The 23,591-nt window shown below is 69.9% G+C and carries 13 protein-coding genes; 1 reads left to right on the top strand and 12 read right to left on the bottom strand.

Annotated features, from left to right (window positions below; translation table 11 throughout):
* Positions 1-19 precede the first annotated feature (19 nt).
* Positions 20-1,045, top strand: coding sequence for an acyltransferase family protein (locus tag SHK17_RS03370; protein ID WP_322921076.1), 1,026 nt, complete (start codon positions 20-22; stop codon positions 1,043-1,045).
* Positions 1,046-1,067: 22 nt separating this feature from the next.
* Here SHK17_RS03370 and SHK17_RS03365 read toward each other — a convergent pair whose 3' ends face one another.
* The 12 genes from SHK17_RS03365 to betA all read right to left on the bottom strand — a co-directional run bounded on the left by SHK17_RS03365 (position 1,068) and on the right by betA (position 23,590).
* Positions 1,068-2,315, bottom strand: coding sequence for a geranylgeranyl reductase family protein (locus SHK17_RS03365; protein WP_322921075.1), 1,248 nt, complete (start codon positions 2,313-2,315; stop codon positions 1,068-1,070).
* A gap of 49 nt (positions 2,316-2,364) precedes the next feature.
* A complete protein-coding gene (locus SHK17_RS03360; protein ID WP_322921074.1) occupies positions 2,365-3,387 on the bottom strand; it encodes a sugar phosphate isomerase/epimerase family protein in 1,023 nt (340 codons plus the stop codon).
* A gap of 168 nt (positions 3,388-3,555) precedes the next feature.
* The gene (locus tag SHK17_RS03355) at positions 3,556-7,401 is read right to left on the bottom strand and encodes a DNA-directed RNA polymerase subunit beta' (RefSeq protein WP_322424969.1); all 3,846 of its coding nucleotides are present in this window, start codon (positions 7,399-7,401) and stop codon (positions 3,556-3,558) included.
* 87 nt (positions 7,402-7,488) lie between these two features.
* Positions 7,489-11,070: a DNA-directed RNA polymerase subunit beta gene (gene rpoB / locus SHK17_RS03350; protein WP_172269670.1), complete on the bottom strand. Its 3,582-nt coding sequence runs from the start codon at positions 11,068-11,070 to the stop codon at positions 7,489-7,491.
* A 284-nt stretch (positions 11,071-11,354) separates the two neighbouring features.
* Positions 11,355-12,335: an electron transfer flavoprotein subunit alpha/FixB family protein gene (locus tag SHK17_RS03345; protein ID WP_322424970.1), complete on the bottom strand. Its 981-nt coding sequence runs from the start codon at positions 12,333-12,335 to the stop codon at positions 11,355-11,357.
* Positions 12,332-13,105, bottom strand: coding sequence for an electron transfer flavoprotein subunit beta/FixA family protein (locus SHK17_RS03340; protein ID WP_322921073.1), 774 nt, complete (start codon positions 13,103-13,105; stop codon positions 12,332-12,334). Before SHK17_RS03340 ends, SHK17_RS03345 begins: the two co-directional genes overlap by 4 nt.
* Complete coding sequence (locus SHK17_RS03335; protein ID WP_322921072.1) at positions 13,102-15,642, bottom strand: GcvT family protein; 2,541 nt, start codon at positions 15,640-15,642, stop codon at positions 13,102-13,104. Before SHK17_RS03335 ends, SHK17_RS03340 begins: the two co-directional genes overlap by 4 nt.
* Before the next feature lie 154 nt (positions 15,643-15,796).
* Entirely contained in the window at positions 15,797-17,617 is a 1,821-nt protein-coding gene (locus SHK17_RS03330; RefSeq protein ID WP_322921071.1) for a BCCT family transporter, read from the bottom strand.
* A 104-nt stretch (positions 17,618-17,721) separates the two neighbouring features.
* Entirely contained in the window at positions 17,722-18,711 is a 990-nt protein-coding gene (locus tag SHK17_RS03325) for an ABC transporter substrate-binding protein (protein WP_322424973.1), read from the bottom strand.
* A gap of 45 nt (positions 18,712-18,756) precedes the next feature.
* The gene (locus SHK17_RS03320; RefSeq protein ID WP_322921070.1) at positions 18,757-20,817 is read right to left on the bottom strand and encodes an ABC transporter permease; all 2,061 of its coding nucleotides are present in this window, start codon (positions 20,815-20,817) and stop codon (positions 18,757-18,759) included.
* A complete protein-coding gene (locus tag SHK17_RS03315) occupies positions 20,814-21,839 on the bottom strand; it encodes a quaternary amine ABC transporter ATP-binding protein (RefSeq protein WP_172269660.1) in 1,026 nt (341 codons plus the stop codon). Before SHK17_RS03315 ends, SHK17_RS03320 begins: the two co-directional genes overlap by 4 nt.
* Positions 21,836-23,590 (bottom strand): choline dehydrogenase, encoded by a 1,755-nt coding sequence (gene betA, locus SHK17_RS03310; protein WP_322921069.1) that lies wholly within the window; start codon positions 23,588-23,590, stop codon positions 21,836-21,838. The genes SHK17_RS03315 and betA overlap by 4 nt, the downstream gene beginning before the upstream one ends.
* Position 23,591: the final 1 nt, after the last annotated feature.

Genomic DNA, 23,591 nt, shown 5'->3' with positions numbered 1-23,591 from the left:
GTGAAGTAGGTTGTCCGCCGTGTCCCCCGCGTCCCGTGACCCGTGGCTCGACAACGTCAAGATGGTGCTCGTGACCCTGGTCGTGGTCGGTCATGCGATCGGGTTGGTCGAGGAGACCAAGGGCAGCCACTGGGTCTACGACTTCATCTACCTGTGGCACATCCCCGCGTTCGTCTTCATCAGCGGCTATCTCTCCAAGTCGTTCGAGTGGGACCGGCGGCGGCTGAAGAACCTCGTCTACACCCTGGCGGTGCCCTATCTGCTCTTCGAGCCGGCGCTGTTCTACTACCGGCGCGAGGTCGTCGGGGAGGGCGTGACCGGTCCGTTGTGGCTCGAGCCGCACTGGACGATGTGGTACCTCATCGTGCTGCTCATGTGGCGGCTGGTGACGCCGATCCTCAAGCTGCACTGGCTGTTCCTGCCGCTCTCGGTGATCGTCAGCCTGCTCGGCGGGCTGTGGACCGACGACGCCCTGATGATGCCGCGCTTCCTCGGCCTGCTCCCCTTCTTCGTGCTGGGCCTGCACCTCAAGCCGCGCCACCTCGCGCACCTCGACGACGTGTGGGTCCGCCTCGCCGCGGTCCCGACGCTGGTCGGCATCGGCATCATGGCGGTCTACACCGACACGTGGGCCGAGACGGCGCTGCTCTGGTACGACACCGGCTACTCCGACCTGCCCATCGACAACGAGATCGCGTTCCAGACGCGGCTGACGGTGATGATGGTCGGCCTGGCGGGGGCGTTCGCCGCGATGGCCCTCGTGCCCCGGCGCGACCTCGGCTGGTTCACCACCATGGGCACGGCGACGATGGTCATCTACCTCTTCCACGGCTTCGTCATCAAGACGTTCCTGGCGCTCGGTTGGCCGGACTTCACCGCGGCGCAACCCATCCTCGGGCTGGTGCTGACGATCCTGGGTGCGGTCGCGCTCACTCTCCTGCTCGCCAGCCCGCCGGTCCGTCGCGTGCTCGAGCCGTTCACCAACCCGCTCGGCTGGATCGAGCAGCGCCGCAGGAGCACCCGTTCGGAGCGCACCCCGGCCTGAGGACCCGGCCGCCGGAGCGTGCTCAGGCGAAGGGCGGCCGCGCGTCGCGGGCCATCGACCGGCGACCGGCCCACCGCCACACCCGAGCGGCGCGGTCACGGTCCGCGTCGTCGACGAGGTTGCCCATCCACCGCAGCGCCAGCGTCATCAGCCAGTCCGAGCGCATGCCGGCCGGGCCGAGCGCGGCCACGACCCGGGGCTGGGTCGCGATCCCCGCCAGGCGCCGGGCGATGGAGAACGCCTCGCCGTAGTGCTCCACCAGCGTCGAGCGCCACGATTCGCCGAGCCCGGCTCCCCCGGCGATGTGCTCGGCGACGAAGCGGCCGGTCTCCAGGCCGTAGTCGATGCCCTCGCCGTTGAGCGGGTTCACGCACGCAGCGGCGTCGCCGATGAGCGCCCAGTTGGGGCCCGCGACGTTGCTGACGGCACCGCCCATCGGCAGCAGCGCCGAGGTCGGCATCCTCAGCTCGCCGGACAGCCCGAAGTCCGCGCCGATCGTGTCGGCGTAGGTCTGCATGAGCGGCTTGATGGCCACCTCGGCGGGCCGTCGGCTCGTCGCCAGCGTGCCGGCGCCGAGGTTCACGGTGCCGTTGCCCAGCGGGAAGATCCAGCCGTAGCCCGGCACCAGCTCGCCCGCCTCGTCGCGGAGCTCGAGGTGGGAGCTGATCCACGGGTCGTCGGACAGCTCGGAGTCGACGTAGGACCGGCCGGCGACGGCGTACACGGTGTCGCGGTGCCACTCGCGGCCCAGCACCTTGCCCAGTGGCGAGCGCACGCCGTCGGCCACCACGAGCCACCGGCAGGCGACCTCGTAGGTGCCCGCGCCGTCGCGCAGCTCGACCGCGGCCACCCGCTCTCCATCGCGGCGTGCGCCGACCGCGCGGGTGCCGTCGACCGCCTGGGCGCCGCTCTTGATCGCCACCGTGCGCAGGTGGTCGTCGAGCTCGGTGCGGGCGACGGCCGAGCCCCAGTCGGGGAGCGAGCCGCCCGGCCAGGGGAGCAGCAGCGTCTGGCCGAAGCCGTGCGCGCGCAGTCCCTCGTTGACCGTGTGGGCGCGCAGCCAGTCCTCGAGGCCGAGCCTCTGCATCTCCCCGATCGCGCGCGGGGTGAGACCGTCGCCGCAGGTCTTGTCACGCGGGAACGTCGCCGCGTCGACCAGCACGACCTCGAGCCCGGCCCGCGCCGCCCACGCCGCGGCGGCCGAGCCCGCAGGCCCGGCGCCGACGACGAGGACGTCGGCCGAGGTCGGTCGCGAGGAGGGCGCGGTCACGCCGGAATCCTCTCAGACCTCCCCAGCCGGTCGCGGACCAGTCGCGACCTCAGTACTCCAGGTGGTCGAGGTAGAGGTGACCGACCGCCGCCGAGAGCAGCGGTGCCGCAGGGTTGTCGGGAGTGTCGTTCTCGACGATGTACTCCTCGACCTCGTGGTTGCGGAAGAGCTCGGGGAAGTCGATGACCCCGACGCCCAGGTCGCACATGTCGGCCTCGGCCTGGGTCGTGCCCATCGCGGTGCGGTCCTTGACGTGGTACTGCCGGACCGCGAGCGGGGCGTCGTTGACGACGTCCTTCGCGAACTCGAGCGCCGACTCGGCGGTCGTGTGCCCGGTGTTCACGCCGGCGGTGAAGGCCCAGTAGAGGTCGACCTCGAGGTGCACGAACCGGCGGTCGAGGCGGTCCATGAACACCTCCCACGGCGTCAGCCCGCCGCCGAGGTCGATCGTGAACTCGTGGGCGTGGTTGTGGTAGCCGTAGCGCAGCCCGTAGCTCCTCGCGACCCTGGCCTCCTCGTTCATCTGGTCCGCCCACCTCTGCCAGTCGGCGAGCTTGTCGGAGTTGAGGTAGGGCACGTTGACGTAGCGCTGGCCCAGCGTCCGGGCGTTCTGGAACTTCAGGTGCGCGGCACCGATGGTGGCGCTGATGCCGTCGTGGCTCGACGTGGCCCGCAGGCCGAGGTCGTCGAGGGTGGCGCGCATCGCGGCCGCCGTCTGCCCGTAGAGACCGGCGAGCTCCACCCGCTCGTAGCCGTAGCGGGCGAGCGCCTCCAGCACCCGCAGGTAGCCGATCTTCACCGGGTCGCCCACGACGAGCTGGTCGGCCGCCGAGCGGAGCGTGTAGAGCTGGATGCTGATGCGGTCGTGCGGCACCTCGCGGCGCCGCCCGTGCCCGTGGCCGTGGCCGTGGCCCGGTCCGCGGCCCTGGGCGAGCGCCGGCGTCGCCGTCGCGCCGACCGCGGCGGCTCCTGCCGCGACGCCTGCCGCTCCGCGGAGCAGTCCGCGCCGGCTGGCGCCCTTCTGGGCGAGGGAGCGCTCGAGCGCCGCGTCCCCGTCATGTCCGAAGCACATGGTGGCCACCTTTCGTCCGAGGGGTGCGAGGTGGTGGTCGTCACATCGCGTCTCGACGCTAGGCCGACTTGTGTCGGAGGTCAATCAAAAGTCGCTCCCGTCTCGACATGAGGGCATGACGAAAGGCCCCGGCCTCCCGTGAGGGAGACCGGGGCCTGTCGATCCGACTCAGTTCTGGTACGACCCGAAGTCGAAGTCGTCGAGCGCGACGGCCTGCGACGACGGACCGAAGTCGTAGTCGTAGGAGTCGTAGCCCGTGACCGAGTAGGCCGCGGCACGCGCCTCCTCGGTGGGCTCCACCCGGATGTTGCGGTAGCGCTCGAGGCCGGTGCCGGCCGGGATGAGCTTTCCGATGATCACGTTCTCCTTCAGGCCGCGGAGGCTGTCGGAGCGGCCGTTGATCGCGGCGTCGGTGAGGACCCGGGTGGTCTCCTGGAAGGAGGCCGCCGAGAGCCACGACTCCGTCGCGAGCGAGGCCTTGGTGATGCCCATGAGGACCGGGCGACCCGAGGCCGGCTTGCCGCCCTCGGAGACCACGCGACGGTTCTCCTCCTCGAACCGCACCCGGTCGACCAGGTCCGACGGGAGCAGGTTGGTGTCACCGGACTCGATCACCGTCACCCGGCGCAGCATCTGCCGGATGATGATCTCGATGTGCTTGTCGTGGATCGACACACCCTGCGAGCGGTAGACCTCCTGGACCTCGTCCACGAGGTGCTCCTGCGCCTTGCGGACACCGAGGATGCGCAGGACGTCCTGCGGGTCGGGGGTGCCGGAGGTGATGTGGTGACCCACCTCGATGTGGTCGCCGTCCTCGACGTTGAGGCGCGAGCGCTTGGAGACCGGGATCTCCTGGACCTCGGAGCCGTCGTCGGGGGTGACCACGACGACGCGGGCCTTGTCGCTCTCCTCGATCTTCACGCGACCGGCGGACTCCGAGATCGGGGTCCGGCCCTTGGGCGAGCGGGCCTCGAAGAGCTCGACCACACGGGGCAGACCCTGCGTGATGTCGTCCGCGGAGGCGACGCCACCGGTGTGGAAGGTGCGCATGGTCAGCTGCGTGCCGGGCTCACCGATGGACTGGGCGGCGATGATGCCGACCGCCTCACCGATGTCGACCAGCTGGCCGGTGGCCAGCGAGCGGCCGTAGCACTTGGCACACGTGCCGGTGCGGGCGTCGCAGGTGAGGACCGAGCGGACCTTCACCTCGGTGATGCCCGCGGACACGAGCTCACCGATCTTGACGTCACCCAGGTCCTCGCCGGCGGCGGCGAGCACCTCACCCGTCTCCGGGTGGGTGATCTCGACGGCGGCGGAGCGGGCGTAGGCCGAGGTCTCCACGTGCTCGTCGTCGATCCGCTTGGGCAGGCCGCGCTCGGTGCCGCAGTCGTCCTCACGGATGATGACGTCCTGCGACACGTCCACCAGACGACGGGTCAGGTAGCCCGAGTCGGCGGTGCGCAGCGCGGTGTCGGCCAGGCCCTTGCGGGCACCGTGGGTCGAGATGAAGTACTCGAGCACCGACAGGCCCTCACGGAAGTTGGCCTTGATCGGGCGCGGGATGATCTCGCCCTTCGGGTTGGCCACCAGACCACGCATGGCCGCGACCTGCCGGATCTGGTTCATGTTTCCGGAGGCACCCGAGTCGACCATCATGTAGATCGGGTTGGTGCGGTCGAAGTTGGTCTCCATCGCGCGACCGACCTCGGCAGCAGCCTGGGTCCACAGCTCGATGAGCTCCTGACGACGCTCGTCGTCGGTCATCACACCGCGCTCGTAGTTCTTCTGGACCTTCTCGGCCTGCGCCTCGTAGCGGCCCAGGATCTCGGCCTTGCTGTCCGGGGTGGTGACGTCGTCGATCGAGACCGTCACGCCCGAGCGCGTGGCCCAGTGGAAGCCGGCGTCCTTGAGGGCGTCGAGCGACGCGGCGACCTGCACCTTGGTGTAGCGCTCGGCGAGGTCGTTGACGATCGAGCCGAGGCGCTTCTTGCCGACCTCCTCGTTGACGAACGGGTAGTCCGCCGGGAGCGTGTCGTTGAAGTAGACGCGACCCAGGGTCGTCTCGAGCAGGATCGCGGTCCGCTCCTCCCAGTCGGCACCCAGCTCGAGGTCGAGCGGGGGCACGATGTCGTTGAGGCGGATCTTGATCTTGCTCTGCAGCCCGATCTCGGCGCGGTCGTAGGCCATGATCGCCTCGGCCGGGGACGAGAAGATGCGGCCCTCGCCGACCTCGCCCTCGCGCTCCGCGGTCAGCCAGAAGAGGCCGATGATCATGTCCTGCGAGGGCATGGTCACCGGACGGCCGTCCGAGGGCTTGAGGATGTTGTTGGTCGACAGCATCAGGATCCGGGCCTCGGCCTGCGCCTCCGCGGACAGCGGGAGGTGCACGGCCATCTGGTCGCCGTCGAAGTCGGCATTGAACGCGCCGCACACGAGCGGGTGGATCTGGATGGCCTTGCCCTCGATCAGCTGCGGCTCGAAGGCCTGGATGCCGAGGCGGTGCAGGGTGGGCGCGCGGTTGAGCAGCACGGGGTGCTCGGTGATGACCTCTTCGAGGACGTCCCACACGACCGGGCGCGCGCGCTCGACCATCCGCTTGGCGGACTTGATGTTCTGCGCGTGCGAGAGGTCGACGAGGCGCTTCATCACGAACGGCTTGAAGAGCTCGAGCGCCATCTGCTTGGGCAGGCCGCACTGGTGGAGCTTGAGCTGCGGGCCCGAGACGATGACCGAACGACCGGAGTAGTCGACGCGCTTGCCGAGCAGGTTCTGCCGGAAGCGACCCTGCTTGCCCTTGAGCATGTCGGAGAGCGACTTCAGCGGACGGTTGCCCGGACCGGTGACGGGGCGGCCACGACGGCCGTTGTCGAAGAGGCTGTCGACGGCCTCCTGCAGCATCCGCTTCTCGTTGTTGACGATGATCTCGGGGGCACCGAGGTCGAGCAGTCGCTTGAGGCGGTTGTTGCGGTTGATGACGCGGCGGTAGAGGTCGTTCAGGTCGGAGGTGGCGAAGCGGCCACCGTCGAGCTGGACCATCGGACGCAGGTCCGGCGGGATCACCGGGACGGCGTCGAGCACCATGCCGATGGGCTGGTTGCCGGTCTTGCGGAAGGCGTCGACGACCTTGAGGCGCTTGAGGGCGCGGACCTTGCGCTGGCCCTTGCCGTTGGCGATGGTGTCGCGCAGCGACTCCACCTCGGCCTCGATGTCGAAGTCCTGGAGGCGCTTCTGGATCGCCGTGGCGCCCATGTGGCCCTCGAAGTACTTGCCGAACCAGGTCTTCATCTCGCGGTAGAGCAGCTCGTCGCCGAGCAGGTCCTGGACCTTGAGGTTCTTGAAGGTGTCCCAGACCTCCTCGAGGCGCGCGATCTCGCGGTTGGCGCGGTCACGGAGCTGGTTCATCTCACGGTCGGCACCGTCGCGCACCTTGCGCTTGGCGTCGGCCTTGGCGCCCTCGGCCTCGAGGGTGGCGAGGTCCTCCTCAAGCTTCTTGGCGCGGTCCTCGATGGAGGCGTCGCGACGCTTCTCGAGGCGCTCGCGCTCGAGCCCGACCTTGTTCTCGAGGGACTCGGAGTCGCGGTGGCGCGCGTCCTCGTCGACCGAGGTGATCATGTAGGCGGCGAAGTAGATGACCTTCTCGAGGTCCTTCGGCGCCAGGTCGAGCAGGTAGCCCAGGCGCGACGGCACGCCCTTGAAGTACCAGATGTGGGTCACGGGGGCGGCGAGCTCGATGTGGCCCATGCGCTCACGACGCACCTTGGAACGGGTCACCTCGACGCCGCAGCGCTCGCAGATGATGCCCTTGAAGCGCACGCGCTTGTACTTGCCGCAGTAGCACTCCCAGTCCCGGGTGGGACCGAAGATCTTCTCGCAGAAGAGGCCGTCACGCTCCGGCTTGAGCGTGCGGTAGTTGATGGTCTCCGGCTTCTTGACCTCGCCGTGGCTCCACGTGCGGATGTCGTCCGCCGTGGCCAGGCCGATCTGAAGCTGGTCGAAGAAGTTCACGTCGAGCACGATGGCTGATGTCCTTCGTTAGTTCTGGGAAAGAGTGGAGCTGGGACTGAGGGCGGTACGCCGGCCGGAGCCGGCGTACCGACGCGCTCAGACTTCTTCGACGCTGCTGGGCTCGCGGCGGGAGAGGTCGATGCCGAGCTCCTCGGCGGCCCGGAAGACGTCTTCCTCGGCATCCTTTAGCTCGATCTGGGAGCCGTCCTGCGACAGCACCTCGACGTTGAGGCAGAGCGACTGCATCTCCTTGACGAGCACCTTGAACGACTCGGGGATGCCCGAGTCGGGGATGTTCTCGCCCTTCACGATGGCCTCGTAGACCTTCACGCGCCCCGGGACGTCGTCGGACTTGATCGTCAGCAGCTCCTGGAGGGCGTAGGCAGCGCCGTAGGCCTCCATCGCCCAGACCTCCATCTCGCCGAACCGCTGGCCGCCGAACTGGGCCTTACCACCCAGGGGCTGCTGCGTGATCATCGAGTAGGGGCCGGTCGAGCGAGCGTGGATCTTGTCGTCGACGAGGTGGTGGAGCTTGAGGATGTACATGTAGCCCACCGCCACCGGCGCCGGGAACGGCTCACCCGAGCGACCGTCGAAGAGGGCGGCTTTGCCGTCCTCCTTGACCATCCGCTCACCGTCACGGTTGGGCAGCGTCGCGCCCAGCAGACCGGTGATCTCGTCCTCGCGGGCACCGTCGAAGACCGGGGTCGCGACCTTGGTGCCGGGCTCGCTCTTCTCGGCGTGGATCGCCATCAGGCGGTCCTTCCACTCGGCCGAGCCCTTGTCGCCGTGGAGGTCGATGTCCCAGCCCTGCTTGGCCAGCCAGCCCAGGTGCAGCTCGAGGATCTGGCCGATGTTCATCCGTCGCGGCACACCCAGCGGGTTGAGCACGACGTCGACCGGGGTGCCGTCCTCCATGAACGGCATGTCCTCGACGGGCAGGATCTTGGCGATGACGCCCTTGTTGCCGTGGCGTCCGGCGAGCTTGTCGCCCACCGAGATCTTGCGCTTCTGGGCGACGTAGACGCGGACCAGCTGGTTGACGCCGGGGGGGAGGTCGTCGCCGTCCTCGCGGTCGAAGACCCGCACGCCGATGACCGTGCCGGACTCACCGTGGGGCACCTTCATCGAGGTGTCGCGCACCTCGCGCGCCTTCTCGCCGAAGATCGCGCGGAGCAGGCGCTCCTCGGGGGTGAGCTCGGTCTCGCCCTTGGGCGTGACCTTGCCGACCAGGATGTCACCGGTGGTGACCTCGGCGCCGATGCGGATGATGCCGCGCTCGTCGAGGTCGGCCAGGCCCTCCTCGGAGACGTTGGGGATGTCCCGCGTGATCTCCTCGGGGCCGAGCTTGGTGTCGCGGGCGTCGACCTCGTGCTCCTCGATGTGGATCGAGGTGAGGACGTCCTCCTGCACCAGGCGCTGGCTGAGGATGATCGCGTCCTCGTAGTTGTGGCCCTGCCACGGCATGAAGGCGACGAGCAGGTTGGTGCCCAGCGCCATCTCCGCGTTGTCGGTGCACGGACCGTCGGCGATCGGCGTGCCGACCTCGAGGCGGTCACCGGTCTTCACCAGCGGGCGCTGGTTGATGCAGGTGCCCTGGTTGGAGCGGCGGAACTTGGCCAGCTTGTAGGTCTGGTAGGTGCCGTCGTCGTTCATCGTCTCGATGGCGTCGGCGGACACCTCCTTGACCACACCGGCGTTCTCGGCGACGACCACGTCACCGGCGTCGACGGCGGCGCGGTACTCCATGCCGGTGCCCACGAGGGGGCTGTCGCTCGTGATGAGCGGCACGGCCTGGCGCTGCATGTTGGCGCCCATGAGCGCGCGGTTGGCGTCGTCGTGCTCGAGGAACGGGATCAGGGCCGTCGCGACCGACACCATCTGGCGCGGGGAGACGTCCATGTAGTCGACCTCGTCACGCAGGATCGCGTCGACCTCGCCGTTCTTCTGGCGGACCAGGACGCGCTCCTCGGTGAAGCGCATCTTGTCGTCGAGCGGCGCGTTGGCCTGCGCGATGACGTAGCGGTCCTCGTCGTCGGCGGTGAGGTAGTCGATCTGGTCGGTGACCACACCGGCCTGCACCTTGCGGTAGGGCGTCTCGACGAAGCCGAACGGGTTGATCCGGCCGTAGGAGGCCAGCGACCCGATCAGGCCGATGTTGGGGCCTTCCGGGGTCTCGATCGGGCACATGCGGCCGTAGTGCGACGGGTGGACGTCACGGACCTCCATGCCGGCGCGGTCGCGGGACAGACCACCGGGGCCGAGGGCCGAGAGGCGACGCTTGTGCGTCAGGCCGGCGATCGGGTTGGTCTGGTCCATGAACTGGCTCAACTGCGAGGTGCCGAAGAACTCCTTCAGCGCCGCGACCACGGGGCGGATGTTGATCAGGGACTGCGGCGTGATGGCCTCGACGTCCTGGGTCGTCATCCGCTCGCGGACCACGCGCTCCATGCGGGCCAGGCCCGTGCGGAGCTGGTTCTGGATGAGCTCGCCGACCGTGCGCATGCGGCGGTTGCCGAAGTGGTCGATGTCGTCGGCCTGGACCTTGACGGGGGCACCGTCGGGACCCTCGACCACGGCGCCGGAGGCGTCGACCAGGTCGGGCGCCTCGCCCTGCACGCCGGCGGCGTGCAGCTGCACGACGTAGCGGATCGCGGCCACGACGTCGTCGATGGTCAGCGTCTGCTGGTCGAAGGCCTCGTGGAGGCCGAGCTTCTTGTTGATCTTGTAGCGGCCGACCTTCGCCAGGTCGTAGCGCTTGGGGTTGAAGTAGTAGTTGTTGAGCAGCGTCTGCGCGGCCTCGGCCGTCGGCGGCTCGCCCGGGCGGAGCTTGCGGTAGATGTCGAGCAGTGCGAGGCGGGTGACCTCGTCGTTGACCTGCTCGGCGGTGGGGGCCTCGCCCCGCGCCTTCTTCTGCAGCTCCTCGTGGACGACCTCGTAGCGGACGCTGTCCTTCTCGAGGGTCAGCATCATGGACTCGTACTGGCCGAACTCCTCGCGGATCTGGTCAGTGGTCCAGCCGAGGGCCTTGAGCAGGACGGTGACGTTCTGCTTGCGCTTGCGGTCGAGGCGTACGCCGACCAGGTCGCGCTTGTCGATCTCGAACTCGAGCCACGCGCCACGGCTCGGGATGAGCTTGGCGGTGAAGATGTCCTTGTCGGACGTCTTGTCCGGGCTCGACTCGAAGTAGACGCCGGGCGAACGGACGAGCTGGGACACGACGACCCGCTCGGTGCCGTTGATGATGAAGGTGCCCTTGCGGGTCATCATGGGGAAGTCGCCCATGAAGACCGTCTGGCCCTTGATCTCGCCGGTCTCGTGGTTCATGAACTCGGCCGAGACGTAGAGCGGGCGGGAGTAGGTGAAGTCCTTCTCCTTGCACTCCTCCTCGGTGTACTTCTCGTCGAGGAAGACCGGGTTGTCGAAGGAGAGCATCATCGTCTCGGAGAAGTCCTCGATCGGGGAGATCTCCTCGAAGATCTCCTGCAGACCGGTCTTCTCGGAGACGTCCTCACCGGCAGCCCTGCGGGCCGCCACCGTCTCCTCCCAGCGCTCGTTGCCGACCAGCCAGTCGAAGCTGTCGGTCTGGAGCGAGATGAGGGGGGGAACCTCGAGAGGCTCGGTGATCTTTGCAAAAGAAGTGCGACGGTAGTTACCAGCGGAGCTGCGCGCGGCCAAGAGGTGTCCTCACGAATGATCAAGTGATCTGGCGCCGGCCGACCACCGCAACAACCGTCCGAAGGCGTCGGGCATCTGAGGGCAGGCGCAAGGAACCACGATAGCGCAACTGCGGACACGCTTCAAACGCGGGGTCGATTCCCGAAGGGAGAGTGCCACGCGTTGGCCACGACTATGAACGTCGCGGGGCCCCGGGTCAAGCAGAACGCGCCGTGACCACCCGCATGGGCGCCCCCGGCACGGCCCCGACCACCCGCCCGCGGGCGGCCCGGGGCCCGTTCGGGTCAGCCGCGCCGGCGGCGGATCTCGGCGTTGACCGCCGGGATGACCTCGTGGAGGTCGCCGATCACCGCGTGGGTGGCCTTGGTGACCATCGGTGCGTCGGGGTCGGTGTTGATGGCCAGGATGGCCTTGGCGCTGCTGCAGCCCGCCCAGTGCTGGATGGCACCGCTGATGCCGCACGGGATGTAGAGGTCGGGGGCGATCCGGCTCCCGGTCTGGCCCACCTGCTCGTGGTGGGGGCGCCAGCCGAGCGAGGTCACCACGCGCGAGACCCCGAGGGAGGCGTCGAGGAGGTCGACGAGCTCGAGGATCTCGCCGAAGCCGTCGGCCGAGCCGGCCCCGCGCCCCGCGCCGACGACGACGCGCGCCGACTTCAGCGCGCCGGACAGGTCGGGCGCGGGCTCGTCGGTGGACACCACGCGCGCGACGAGGTCGGCCTCGGCGACGTCCGGCGTCTCGACGACGAGCTCGCCCGCACCGGGGGCGTCGGCGGGGGTGGCCTGCACGGCGTGCCCGGCGACCGTGAACACGGCGGGCCGCTGCCCGAGCTGCATCTCCTCCAGCGCGGCGCCGCCCACGACCTGGCGGGTCACCGTGAAGGGCGACAGGCCGCCGAAGGAGACGGCGTTGGCGGCCATCGGCACGCCGGTGCGTGCCGCTGCGTGGGCCAGCACCTCGTTGCCGCGGGACGTGCCGGCGGCCATCAGCACCACCGAGCCCGCCCGCTCGCGGACCGCGAGCATCCCGGCGGCCCAGGCTGCACCGGCATAGGCGTCGTACGCCGACCCGGTGAGCGCGTGGACGCGCCGGACGCCGTAGGACGCGAGCTCGCCGACGAGCGCGTCGTCGGGCCGGCCGACGACGACGGCGTCGATGGCGACCCCGCCGCCGGCGGCGGAGAGGTCGCGGGCGAACGTGAGCGCCTCGCACGAGGTCTCGACGGCCTCGCCCGCAGGCGTGACCTCCACCAGGACCAGGATCATCGGGCCAGCACCCCCAGCTCCTCGAACAGGTCGACGACGGCGGCCGCGGCGCCGGCACCCTCGCCGAGCACCTGGACGCTCGAGGCCGACGGCGGCGGCAGCACGAGCCGCACCCGCGACGGGCCGACCGGCTCGCCGGTGGGCTCGCGCTCCTCGATCGGGGCCTTCTTGGCCTTCATCCGGCCGGGCACGGTCGGGTAGCGCGGCTCCACGCCGCCCTCGAGGATCGTGACCACGGCCGGCAGCGGCAACCGGTAGGTCTCGAAGCCGTCGGGGCCGGCGCCGCTCGCGGTCACCTCGCCGTCGGACACCGAGACCGTGCTGACGCCGTTGACGACCGGCCAGCCGAGCTCGTAGGCCAGGCGGATGCCGACCTGGAAGTCGCCGGTGTCGGCGGCGTCGTTGCCGAGCAGCACGAGCTGGTGCGGCGAGCCGGCCGCCTCGTGGTCGCGGACGACGGCGGCGATCTCGCGGGCGACGTCGGCCGGGCCGTAGCCCTGCGGGTCGGCGAGGACGTGCGTCGCGGCGCCGCACCCGACCGCGAGCGCGGAGCGCAGCTGCTCCACCGCGTCGGCGTCGCCGAGCGTCATCACCGTGACCGTGCCGCCGTCGGCCGCGGCGACCCGGACGGCGAGCTCGACGGCGCACTCCTCGTGGGCGCTCGTGGTGAAGCCCGCGAAGCGGCCGTCGACGCCCTGGCCGTCCTCGGTGAGGACGACCTCGCTCGAGGAGTCGACGACGCGCTTGACGCAGACCAGGGGCGAGGTCACTTCAGACGCTCGTTGGTCGGGTCGAGCAGTGGGGTGGCGTCGACCGAGCCGACGGTGACCGGGTAGAGCTCCTCCATGTAGGACACGGCGAGCTCGTTGCCGAGGACGGCCTGGTCGGGCGGGAGGTAGGCCATCAGCACGTGGGCGCCGAGCGAGGGCGCGGAGCCCGCGCTGGTGACGTAGGGGTGGTGGCCGTGCCCGTCGGTGAGGACACCTCCGTCGCGGGTGAGGATCGGCTCGCCACCGAGCATGTATCGCTTGGTGCCGGACGCCGACGTGTGGTCGTCGACGGTGAGGGTGCAGAGCACCGACTGCGGGGCGGCGTCACGCTGCGCGAGGTAGGCCTCCTTGCCGACGAAGTCGGCCGCCTTCACCTTGGGCCGCTGCATCCCGGCCTCGACGATGCTGCGCTCGGCGTCGAGCTCGGCACCGAAGGCGCGGTAGCCCTTCTCGATCCGGCCCGTCGTGCCGTAGACGCCGATGCCGGCCGGGACCGCACCGTGCGGGGCGCCGGCCTCGAGGAGCGCCTCCCAGAGGTCGGCCGCCTGCGACATCGGGACGTAGAGCTCCCAGCCGAGCTCGCCGACGTAGGAGATGCGGGACGCGAGGACCGTGATCCCCTCCCCCGAGCCCGCGGAGACCGTGATCTCGCGGCACGTCAGGAAGCCGAAGCCGCCGTCGGAGACGTCGTCGGAGGTGAGCGAGGTCAGGATGTCGCGCGCTCGCGGACCCCAGACGCCGATCGTGGAGACGTCGTCGGTGAGGTCGGTGAGCCGGGTGGAGCCGTCCTCGGGCAGGTGCCCCGAGAACCAGGCCCGGTCGGCCATCCCGTGCGCACCGCCGGTGACGACCCGGAAGTGGTCGTCGCCGAGGCGCATCACGGTCAGGTCGGAGCGGAAGCCGCCCTTGGCGTCGAGCACCGGCGTGTAGACGACCTTGCCGGTGGCGACGTCGCACTGCGCCACACAGGTCCTCTGGACGACGTCGAGCGCCCCGGGGCCGGTGATGTCGAAGATGCAGAACGCCGACAGGTCGATCACCGCGGCGGCCTCGCGCATCCGCAGGTGCTCGGCGTTGATGATCGGGCTCCACCAGCGCGAGTCCCACTCGTGCTCACGCGGCATCACCGCGTCGCCGTACTGCTCGAGCAGCGAGGCGTTGGACTCGTACCAGAAGGGTCGCTCCCACCCGGCGGTCTCGAAGAAGACGGCGCCGAGCTTGGCCTGCGAGTCGTGCATCGGCGAGAGCCGCTGGTCGCGGTCGGACTCGTACTGCTCGCCGGGGTGGATGATGCCGTAGGTCTTGATGAACGACTCGGTCGTGCGCAGGCGGGTGTGCTCGCGGCGCTTCTGGTGCTCGTGGAACCGCGCGATGTCGCTGTGGTGCAGGTCGATCTCGGAGTGGCCGTGGGTCATCCACTCCGCGACCGCGCGGCCCACGCCGGGCCCCTCCTTGATCCAGACGGCCGAGGCCGTCCAGAGGCCGGCGACCTCGCTCTCGCCCAGGATGGGGTTGCCGTCGCAGGTGAGCGACAGCAGGCCGTTGATGGCGTAGCGCATCTCCGCACCCTCGGCGCCCAGCAGCTCCGGCATCAGCTCGTAGGCCTGCTCGAGCTGGGGGTCGAAGTCGTCGGAGGTGAACGGCATCTCGGTCGGCGACAGCTTGGCCTGCTCGATCGAGGGGATGTCCTCGGGCTCGTGGAGGATCGCGCGGTGGGCGTACGAGCCGACCTCCATGTCGGCGCCGTGCTGGCGCTCGTAGCAGAAGGTGTCCATGTCGCGGACGATCGGGAAGGAGATCTCGCCTTCCTGCTCGGCCAGCTGCGGGCAGGGGCCGACGCTGATCATCTGGTGGACGGCGGGGGTCAGCGGGATGCTGATGCCGGCCATGTCGCCGAGCTTGGGGCTCCAGACGCCGGCCGCGATGACGACGGTGCCGGCCTCGATGTCGCCGCCCGTGGTGCGCACGCGGGTGATGCGCCGGTTGCCGTTGGCGCCCTCCTCGGTGTCGAGGCCGACGACCTCGACCGTGGGGACGACGGTCAGCTCGCCGGTCGCGAGCGCGCGCTCGCGCATGATGGTGCCGGCGCGCAGGGAGTCGACGACGCCGACCCCGGGCGTCCAGAACGCCCCGATGAACTGGTCCTCCTCGATGAAGGGGACCTTCTCCTTCACGAAGGCCGGGCTGACCAGCTCGGCCTCGATGCCCCACGCGCGGGCGCTCGACATCCGGCGCCGCAGCTCCTCCATCCGCTCCTCGGTGCGGGCGATCTCGAACCCGCCCGACTGCGTGAAGACGCCCATCTCCTCGTACTGCGCGACCGAGTCGAGGGTGAGGTCGGTGATCTCGCGGGAGTGGTCGACGGTGAAGATGAAGTTGGACGCGTGGCCGGTCGAGCCGCCCGGGTTGGGTAGCGCTCCCTTGTCGATCTGCACCACGTTCTTCCACCCGAGCCGGGTCAGGTGGTGCACGAGGCTGTTGCCGACGATGCCGGCTCCGATCACGACGACGTCCGCGGTCGCGGGGACCTCTGCCATGGCTGACCTTCCTGGAACGGGTGGGAGACTCCGGTGTTGCGTATCATGCAACGGGTTGCGCAATGTGCGACATGCAGAAATGTACGCCGCCGCTCCCCGGCACTGTCAAGGACGTCCGGGGAGCGGTCGGCGGGGTGCGGCCGCGGTGGACCGGTCAGTCGGTGCGGCGCTGCTCCCGGGCGGCCTCGGCGCTCGCCTCGGCGCCCGCCTCGGTGCTCGTCCCGGCCCTCGCGTCGGTCCTCGCGTCGGTGCTCCCGCTGGCGCTGCTCCCCGCAGGGCCCGGGCTCACGTCGTCGGGGTCGGCCCCGAGCGCGGCGAGCGCGACGGAGTGGTTCTCCATGGAGTCGTAGCGCTGGGCGTGGAGGACGGCCTTGCGCACCCGCGGCGGCAGCGTGGACTCGTACGGCTCCTCGCGCAGCGCCTTCATCAACGACACGCACATCGCGCAGATGACCAGCATGAAGGGGCCGGCCACGATGATCACCAGTGTCTGCAGCGCCCCGAGTCCGCCGGAGAACAGCAGGATCGCAGCCACCGCACCCTGGGCGACGCCCCAGAAGACGACCAGCCAGCGCATCGGCTCCTCCTTGCCGTTCTGGCTCAGCATGCCCATCACGATGGAGGCGGAGTCGGCGCCGGTGATGAAGAAGATCGCCACGAGGAAGACGGCCAGCACCACGGTGATGCTCGCGAGGGGGTACTCCCGCAGCATGGCGAACAGCGCGCCCTCGCTGCCCGTCGCGAGCTCGTCGGTGAAGTCGCGCGCACCGGAGAGCTGCAGGTCGAAGGCCGAGCCGGCCATGATCGAGAACCACACGAACGACACCAGGCTCGGCACCAGGATCACGTAGATGACGAACTGGCGGATCGTGCGGCCCTTCGAGATGCGCGCGATGAACATCCCGACGAAGGGCGTCCACGAGATCCACCAGGCCCAGTAGAAGATCGTCCAGGCGCTCAGGAACTCGGTGCCGCCGAAGGCGCCGGTGCGGAACGCCATCGTCGGCAGGTGCGTGAGGTAGCCGCCCAGCGATTCGGTGAAGGTGCTGAGGATGAACACCGTCGGACCGACGACGAAGAGGAAGAGCACCAGCAGCAGCGCGGCGACCGCGTTGGCGTTGGAGAGGATCTGGACGCCCTTGTCGACGCCCGTGACCGCCGACAGCACGAAGCAGAGGGTCAGGACCGCGATGACGCCGACCGTGAGCCACCTCGACTGGCCGCTGCCGAAGACGTCGTCGAGCCCGCCGGTGATCTGCAGCGCGCCGAGGCCCAGCGAGGTGGCGGAGCCGAAGAGCGTGGCGAAGATCGCGATCACGTCGATGGCCTTGCCCGGGCCGCCCTTGGCGTGCCGGCCGAGCAGTGGCCCGAAGGCGCCGGACACGAGGTTGCCGGACCCCTTGCGGTAGGCGAAGTATCCGATGGCGAGGCCGATCACGGCGTACATCGACCAGGGGTGGAAGCCCCAGTGGAAGAAGGCGTACTCCATCGCGACGCGGGCGCTGTCGGGGGTGGACGGGTCGCCGCGGCCGGGCGGGATGCTCGCGGCGTCGGTGGCGGTGAGGTAGGTCAGCGGCTCCGCGACGCCCCAGAACATGAGGCCGATGCCCATGCCGGTGGCGAACATCATCGAGACCCAGGAGAAGGTGGAGAACTCGGGGGTGGAGTCGTCCGGGCCGAGCTTGATGTTGCCGTAGCGGGTGAGCGCCAGGTAGGCCGAGAACAGCAGGAACATCGCGCTGACCAGGATGAACAGCCAGCCGAAGGACCGCGTCAGCCAGCCGAGCACCTCCCCGGTGCCGGTGCCCATGCCTTCGGAGTCGAGGATCCCCCACAGCAGGAAGGCGCAGGCGAGCGCTGCGGCGACGCCGAAGGTGACCTTGTCGAGCGGGAAGTGACCGTCCCCGGTCCGGCCGCCGTCGCCGGGCGTGGGCACCCGGGTGTCCGGTCCCCCGATGGGTTCCTTGAGTGCCATGGTCCGCCCCATTCCGTTGCGCGTTGCGCAACCTAGTGCGTGGTTAGCAACACACAGTGGCCCCGCCCCGGTCGACTGTCAAGGGTCGACCGGGACGGCGGCCGTCAGCCGAGCCAGGCGTCGACCTTGTCCTGGTTGTCCTCGATCCACGTCGTCGCGGCCTCCTCCGGGGACATGCCGTCGCCCGCGATGTAGCCGGCCACGACGTTCTGGTCCTCGTTGGTCCACTCGAAGTTCTCGACCAGCCCGACGGCGGTGGAGTCCGAGGCGGCCCAGTCGGTGCCGACGATCTTCTTGAGCTCGGTCTCGGGGTAGTCGCAGGCGACGTCCTGCGGGTCCGCCTGGCAACCCTCCTCGTAGGGCGGCAGGGCGACCTTGGCGAGCGGCACCTCGGCCATGAAGTACTGCGGCTCGTAGAAGTAGCCGATGAGGAACTCCTTGTTCTCCTCGGCCTTGCGGAACGCCTCGATGCTGGCGGCCTCGGACCCGGAGAACACGACCTTGAAGTCGAGGTCGAGGTTGCTCACGATCGCCTCGTCGAACTGGACGTACGACGGGTCGGCGCCGAGGAACTGGCCCTGGCCGCCGGACTCGGAGGTGGCGAAGTCGGCGGCGTACTTGTTGAGGTTCTCCCACTCGAGGATGTCGGGGTGCTCCTCGGCGAGCCACGGCGGGACGTACCAGCCGATGATGCCGACGTTGCCCTGCGGCCCCATGTCCATCGCGGTGCCGTCGCCCTCGCCCTCGAAGAACTTCTTCTCGAGGTCGGGGTGGCCCCAGTCCTCGATGACGACGTCGACCTCGCCGGTGCCGAAGCCCTGCCAGGACACGTCCTCCTTGAGGTCCTTGTAGTTGACCGTGCAGCCCAGCTGGTCCTGGGCGACGGTGCCGACGACGTAGGCGCTGGCCTCGTAGCCCACCCACGGGTTGACGGCCATGTTGAGCTCACCGCACTCGCCGCCGGCCTCGGCGGCCTGCGACTCGTTGGCCTCGGTCTCGGCCTCGATGGACCCGCCCCCGCACGCAGAGAGGGCCAGGGTGGCGACGGTGGCGAGTGCCCCCAGCCGAGCCCCCCGGCTCGTGACGATCCTCATGGTGGTTCTCCTTCTCTCCTCAGCGGTCGACAGGACCGGTGGTTGTCAGTGGGGCGGCCCGATCGGCAGCCGGATGTGGAAGGCCCGCCGCGTGCCGGGCCCGTCGTCGCGGCGCACGTCGGCCGCCGCGCGGGTGATCCGGTCGAGCATGATGCCGAGCAGCACGATCGCGAGGCCGGCGGCGAGTCCCTTGCCCCACGCCTCGCTGCGGGAGAAGCCGTAGACGACGTCGAAGCCGAGCGCACCGGCTCCCACGAGGCCGCCGATGACCGTCATCGACAAGACGTAGAGCAGGCCCTGGTTGGTGGCCAGCACCAGCGAGCCCCGCGCCATCGGGAGCTGCACCTTGACGATCTCCTGCCACGTGGTCTGCCCGGTCGATCGACCCGCCTCGATCGTCGTGGGCGAGACGCCCTTGACCCCGTCGGCGACCAGCTTGATGGCCGCCGGGGCGGCGTAGACGATGGCGGCGACGATGGCGGTGAACCGCGACGGGCCGAAGAGGGCCAGCACGGGGATGAGGTAGACGAACGGCGGGATGGTCTGACCGGCGTCGAGGATCGGCCGGATGCCGAGGTCCACCCGGCGGTCCCGGGCCATCCAGACCCCGAAGACGAGGGCCAGCGCCATCACCAGCACGGTGGCGACCATGGTCATGGTGAGGGTGATCATCGCGTCGTGCCAGAGGTCGAGGTAGTAGATGCCGGCCAGGCAGACGAGCGTCGAGACCAGCGCCCGCGCGCCGCCGAAGACGAACGCGAGCGCGGAGATCGCGGCGAACGAGACGTACCACGGCGACTCCGCGAGGAGCGACTGCATGGGGTTGAGCAGCGCGTTGGTGATCGCGTCCTTGAACGCCCCGGTGAGCTCGCCGAAGGTGTCGGTGAACCAGTCGACGCCGTCGCCGACCGCGGACCCGATCCGGTCTCCGATGCCGTAGGTCGGGAACTCGGCGAGGGTGACGTAGGTGCGCGACAGGTAGACGGCCACCAGCGTGGCCGCGGCCCCGACGAGGAGCAGCACGCGGCGCACCCGCGGGTCACCACCCCCGCCCCGCGCGACCTTCTCCGCGCGCTCGCTCGCCGCCGTCGTGGTGCGGTCGAGCATCACCGCCATCACCACGATCAGTGCGCCGGGGACGACGGCGGCGCCGACGTCGTTGATCCGCAGTGCATCCAGCACCGGCTGGCCGAGCCCCGGGCCGTCGACGAACGCGGCCAGCGTCGCCATCGACAGTGCGGCCAGCGTGGTCTGGTTGAGGCCCACGATGATGGTCTTGCGCGCCATCGGGACCTGCACCTTGAGCAGCCGCTGCCAGTAGGTCTGCCCGGCCGAGTCGGTCGCCTCGATGGTCGTCTCCGGCACCTCCCGGATGCCGAAGCCGGCGATGCGGATCAGGGGCGGCAGCGCGTAGATGAGCGTCGCGACGACCGCGGCGCTCGTGCCGATGCCGAAGAAGAGCACGATCGGCAGCAGGTAGACGAAGGTCGGCATGGTCTGCATCAGGTCGAGGAAGACCGTGACCACCCGGTTGGCGCCGGCGTGCGTGCCGATGAGCACCGCCAGCGGCATCCCGATGACCACGACCATCGTCACCGCGATGCCGGTGACGATGAGCAGGTCGAGCGAGTCCTGCCAGAAGCCGAGGACGCCGAAGGACAGGAAGGAGGCGCACACGAGGATCGCGATCCGCCAGCTCGCGATCGCCAGCCCGACGTACGTCGCCAGCGCGACCACGCCGAGCCAGCCGATCTCCGGCACGGGCCGGGGCAGGTTGGGCTTGACGACCATCCGCTGCAGCCAGTCGACCCAGGAGCGGAAGAACTCAGCGATCGCGTTGGTCACCTGCATGACCGGGTTGGTGTCGCGCCCGGCGAGCAGCCAGTTCTGGAGCTCGGTGAAGCCGTCGTGCAGCTCGGTGCGGGCCACGCCCGGAAGCGGCAGCGTGTCCGTGCCCTCGGTGAAGGACCACACGACGATCCACGCCACCACGACCGCGGAGGCGGGGATCCAGCGGCTGAGGTGGGCCTCGGCCTCGACCGGCGGCGGCGCGCCCGGCTCGACGCGCCGCGGTGCGGCCTCCGGATCGGTCGCGGTGGCGGTCACGGCTCCTCCTCGGCCACGACGACGCGCATGATGTCCTCCTCGTCGACCACCCCGACGAGCCGGTCGCCGTCGACGACCCGGATCGGGTGCTCGGAGGCGATGGCGGCCCGGGCGGCCTGGCGCACGATCGTCGAGACCGGCAGCGCCGGCCCGTCCATCGACTCACCGGGTCGCGGCTCGCGCATCACCCACTTCAGCGTCAGCACGTGCGACTTCGGGACCTCCGAGACGAAGTCCTTGACGTAGTCGTCGGCCGGGCGGGCCACGACCTCGTCGGGGGTGCCGATCTGCACGATCGCCCCGTCGCGCAGGATCATGATCCGGTCACCGAGCTTGAGGGCCTCGGCGAGGTCGTGGGTGATGAAGACCATCGTCTTGCCGAGCTCGCGGTGCAGTCGGATGACCTCGTTCTGCATGTCGCGGCGGATCAGGGGGTCGAGCGCGGAGAACGGCTCGTCGAAGAGCAGCATCTCCGGGTCGCCGGCCAGGGCGCGGGCCAGGCCGACCCGCTGCTGCATGCCGCCGGAGAGCTGGTCGGGGTAGGACTTCTCGTAGCCGGTGAGACCGACGAGGTCGACGACCTGCCCGGCCTTCTCCCGCCGCTCCTTCTTGGGGACGCCGCGCACCTCGAGCCCGTAGGCGACGTTGTCGATGACCTGCCGGTGCGGCAGCAACCCGAAGTGCTGGAACACCATGGAGACCTGGGTGCGGCGTACGTCGCGCAGCTGGCTCTCCGAGGCCGAGGTGATGTCCATCCCGTTGAGCGACACCGTCCCGCTGGTGGGCTCGATGAGGCGGGTGAGCAGCCGCACGAGCGTCGACTTGCCGGACCCGGAGAGGCCCATCACGACGAACACCTCGCCGGGTGCGACCTCGAAGGAGACGTCCTTGACCCCGACCACGTTGCCGGTCTTGGTCTTGAGCTCGGCGCGCGACAGCTCAGCGTCGGCCGTGCCGATGATGCGGTCCGAGCGGGGACCGAAGATCTTCCAGAGACTGTCGACCGACAGGGCTGCCGTCATGGCTGCTCCTCCGCTGGGTGGTGGACGGAACCGGCGGGGACCGCGTTGCGCGGGTCCCCGGGCGGGTGGAGCGGGGACTGGTCACGGTGCCGGTAGTAGGGCACGTCGGCGGGAGCGAGCGGCGTATTACCCAGAATGAGGTCGGCAGCCTTCTCGGCGACCATCATCACGGGCGCGTAAATGTTGCCGTTGGTGACGAACGGGAAGACGCTGGCGTCCACCACGCGCAAGCGCTCGGTGCCGTGCACCCGGAGGCTCGCGGGGTCGGTGACGGACAGGTCGTCGGTGCCCATCTTGGCGGTGCACGACGGGTGCAGCGCGGTCTCGGCGTCGCGGCGCACCCAGTCGAGGACCTCCTCGTCGGTGCTCACCGACGGACCGGGCGAGAGCTCGCCGCCGTTGAACGGAGCGAACGCCGGCTGGTTGAGGATGTCGCGGGCGACGCGCACCGCCTCGACCCACTCCCTCCTGTCGTTGTCGGTCGAGAGGTAGTTGAAGAGCATCCGCGGCTTCTGCCGCGGGTCGGTCGAGGCGATCCGCACCCACCCGCGGGTGTCGGCGTACATCGGGCCGATGTGGACCTGGTAGCCGTGGGCGTACTTGTCCTGCCCCGCGGGCGCGGAGCCGTCGTAGCGGATCGCGATCGGCAGGAAGTGGAACATGAGGTTGGGCCAGTCGACGTCCTCGTTGGAGCGGCAGAAGCCGCCGCCCTCGAAGTGGTTGGAGGCCGCCGTGCCGGTGCGCCTGAACAGCCACTCCAGCCCGACCAGCGGCCGGTTGCGCCACTTGAGGCCCTCGACGATCGAGACCGGCTGGAGCGAGGCGTACTGGATGTAGACCTCGAGGTGGTCCTGGAGGTTCTCCCCCACGCCGGGCAGGTCCTGCACCATCTCCACGCCCAGCGGCTGCAGGTGCTCCGCGTTGCCGACACCGGACAGCTGCAGCAGCTGCGGGGAGTTGATCGCTCCGCCGCAGAGGATGACCTCGCCCGCGCTCACCTGCTCGTGGCGGCGGCCGGCGCGGAGGTAGTCGACGCCGACCGCGCGGGTGCCCTCGAAGCGGATGCGGGTGGCCTGGGCGAAGGTCTCGACCGTGAGGTTCTTGCGCTTCATGACCGGGTGGAGGTAGGCCCGGGCGGCCGACATCCGCACGCCCTTGACGATGTTGCGGTCGAAGCGCCCGAAGCCCTCCTGGCGGTAGCCATTGACGTCGTCGGTGAGGGGGTAGCCGGCTTGCTGCGCCGCCTCGAAGAACGCGCTGAAGAGCGGGTTGGTGGCCGGGCTCCGCTCGAGCACCAGCGGACCCGACCCGCCCCGCCAGGCGTCGGCGCCGACCTGCCCATCGGGCATGACCAGCGACTCCATCCGCTTGAAGTAGGGCAGGCAGTGGCGGTAGTCCCACGCCTCCATGCCCGGCTCGCGGGCCCACCGCTCGTAGTCCATCGGGTTGCCGCGCTGGAAGATCATCCCGTTGATCGAGGACGAGCCGCCGAGGACCCTGCCGCGGGCGTGGTAGATCCGGCGCCCGTCCATCGCCGGCTCCGGCTCGGACTCGTACTTCCAGTCGTAGAGGGAGTTGCCGATCGGGAACGGCAGCGCCGCCGGGGCGTGGATGAGCGGGTCGAAGCGGTCGGTGCGGCCCGCCTCGAGCACGAGCACCGACGTGGAGGGGTCCGCGGAGAGGCGGTTCGCGAGCGCGCAGCCGGCCGACCCACCACCCACGATGACGACGTCGTACCGGTCCGCAGCCACG

It is taken from the genome of Nocardioides renjunii (assembly GCF_034661175.1).
Lineage (GTDB): Bacteria > Actinomycetota > Actinomycetes > Propionibacteriales > Nocardioidaceae > Nocardioides > Nocardioides renjunii.
Note: the sequence above shows the minus strand (reverse complement) of the source record. Positions and strands in the feature narration are given on the sequence as shown.

Coding starts and splice junctions, on each gene's coding strand:
- SHK17_RS03325 (WP_322424973.1), bottom strand. CDS start 18,711: ATGAGGATCGTCACGAGCCGGGGGGCTCGGCTGGGGGCACTCGCCACC.
- SHK17_RS03330 (WP_322921071.1), bottom strand. CDS start 17,617: ATGGCACTCAAGGAACCCATCGGGGGACCGGACACCCGGGTGCCCACG.
- SHK17_RS03360 (WP_322921074.1), bottom strand. CDS start 3,387: ATGTGCTTCGGACATGACGGGGACGCGGCGCTCGAGCGCTCCCTCGCC.
- SHK17_RS03315 (WP_172269660.1), bottom strand. CDS start 21,839: ATGACGGCAGCCCTGTCGGTCGACAGTCTCTGGAAGATCTTCGGTCCC.
- SHK17_RS03345 (WP_322424970.1), bottom strand. CDS start 12,335: ATGATCCTGGTCCTGGTGGAGGTCACGCCTGCGGGCGAGGCCGTCGAG.
- SHK17_RS03335 (WP_322921072.1), bottom strand. CDS start 15,642: ATGGCAGAGGTCCCCGCGACCGCGGACGTCGTCGTGATCGGAGCCGGC.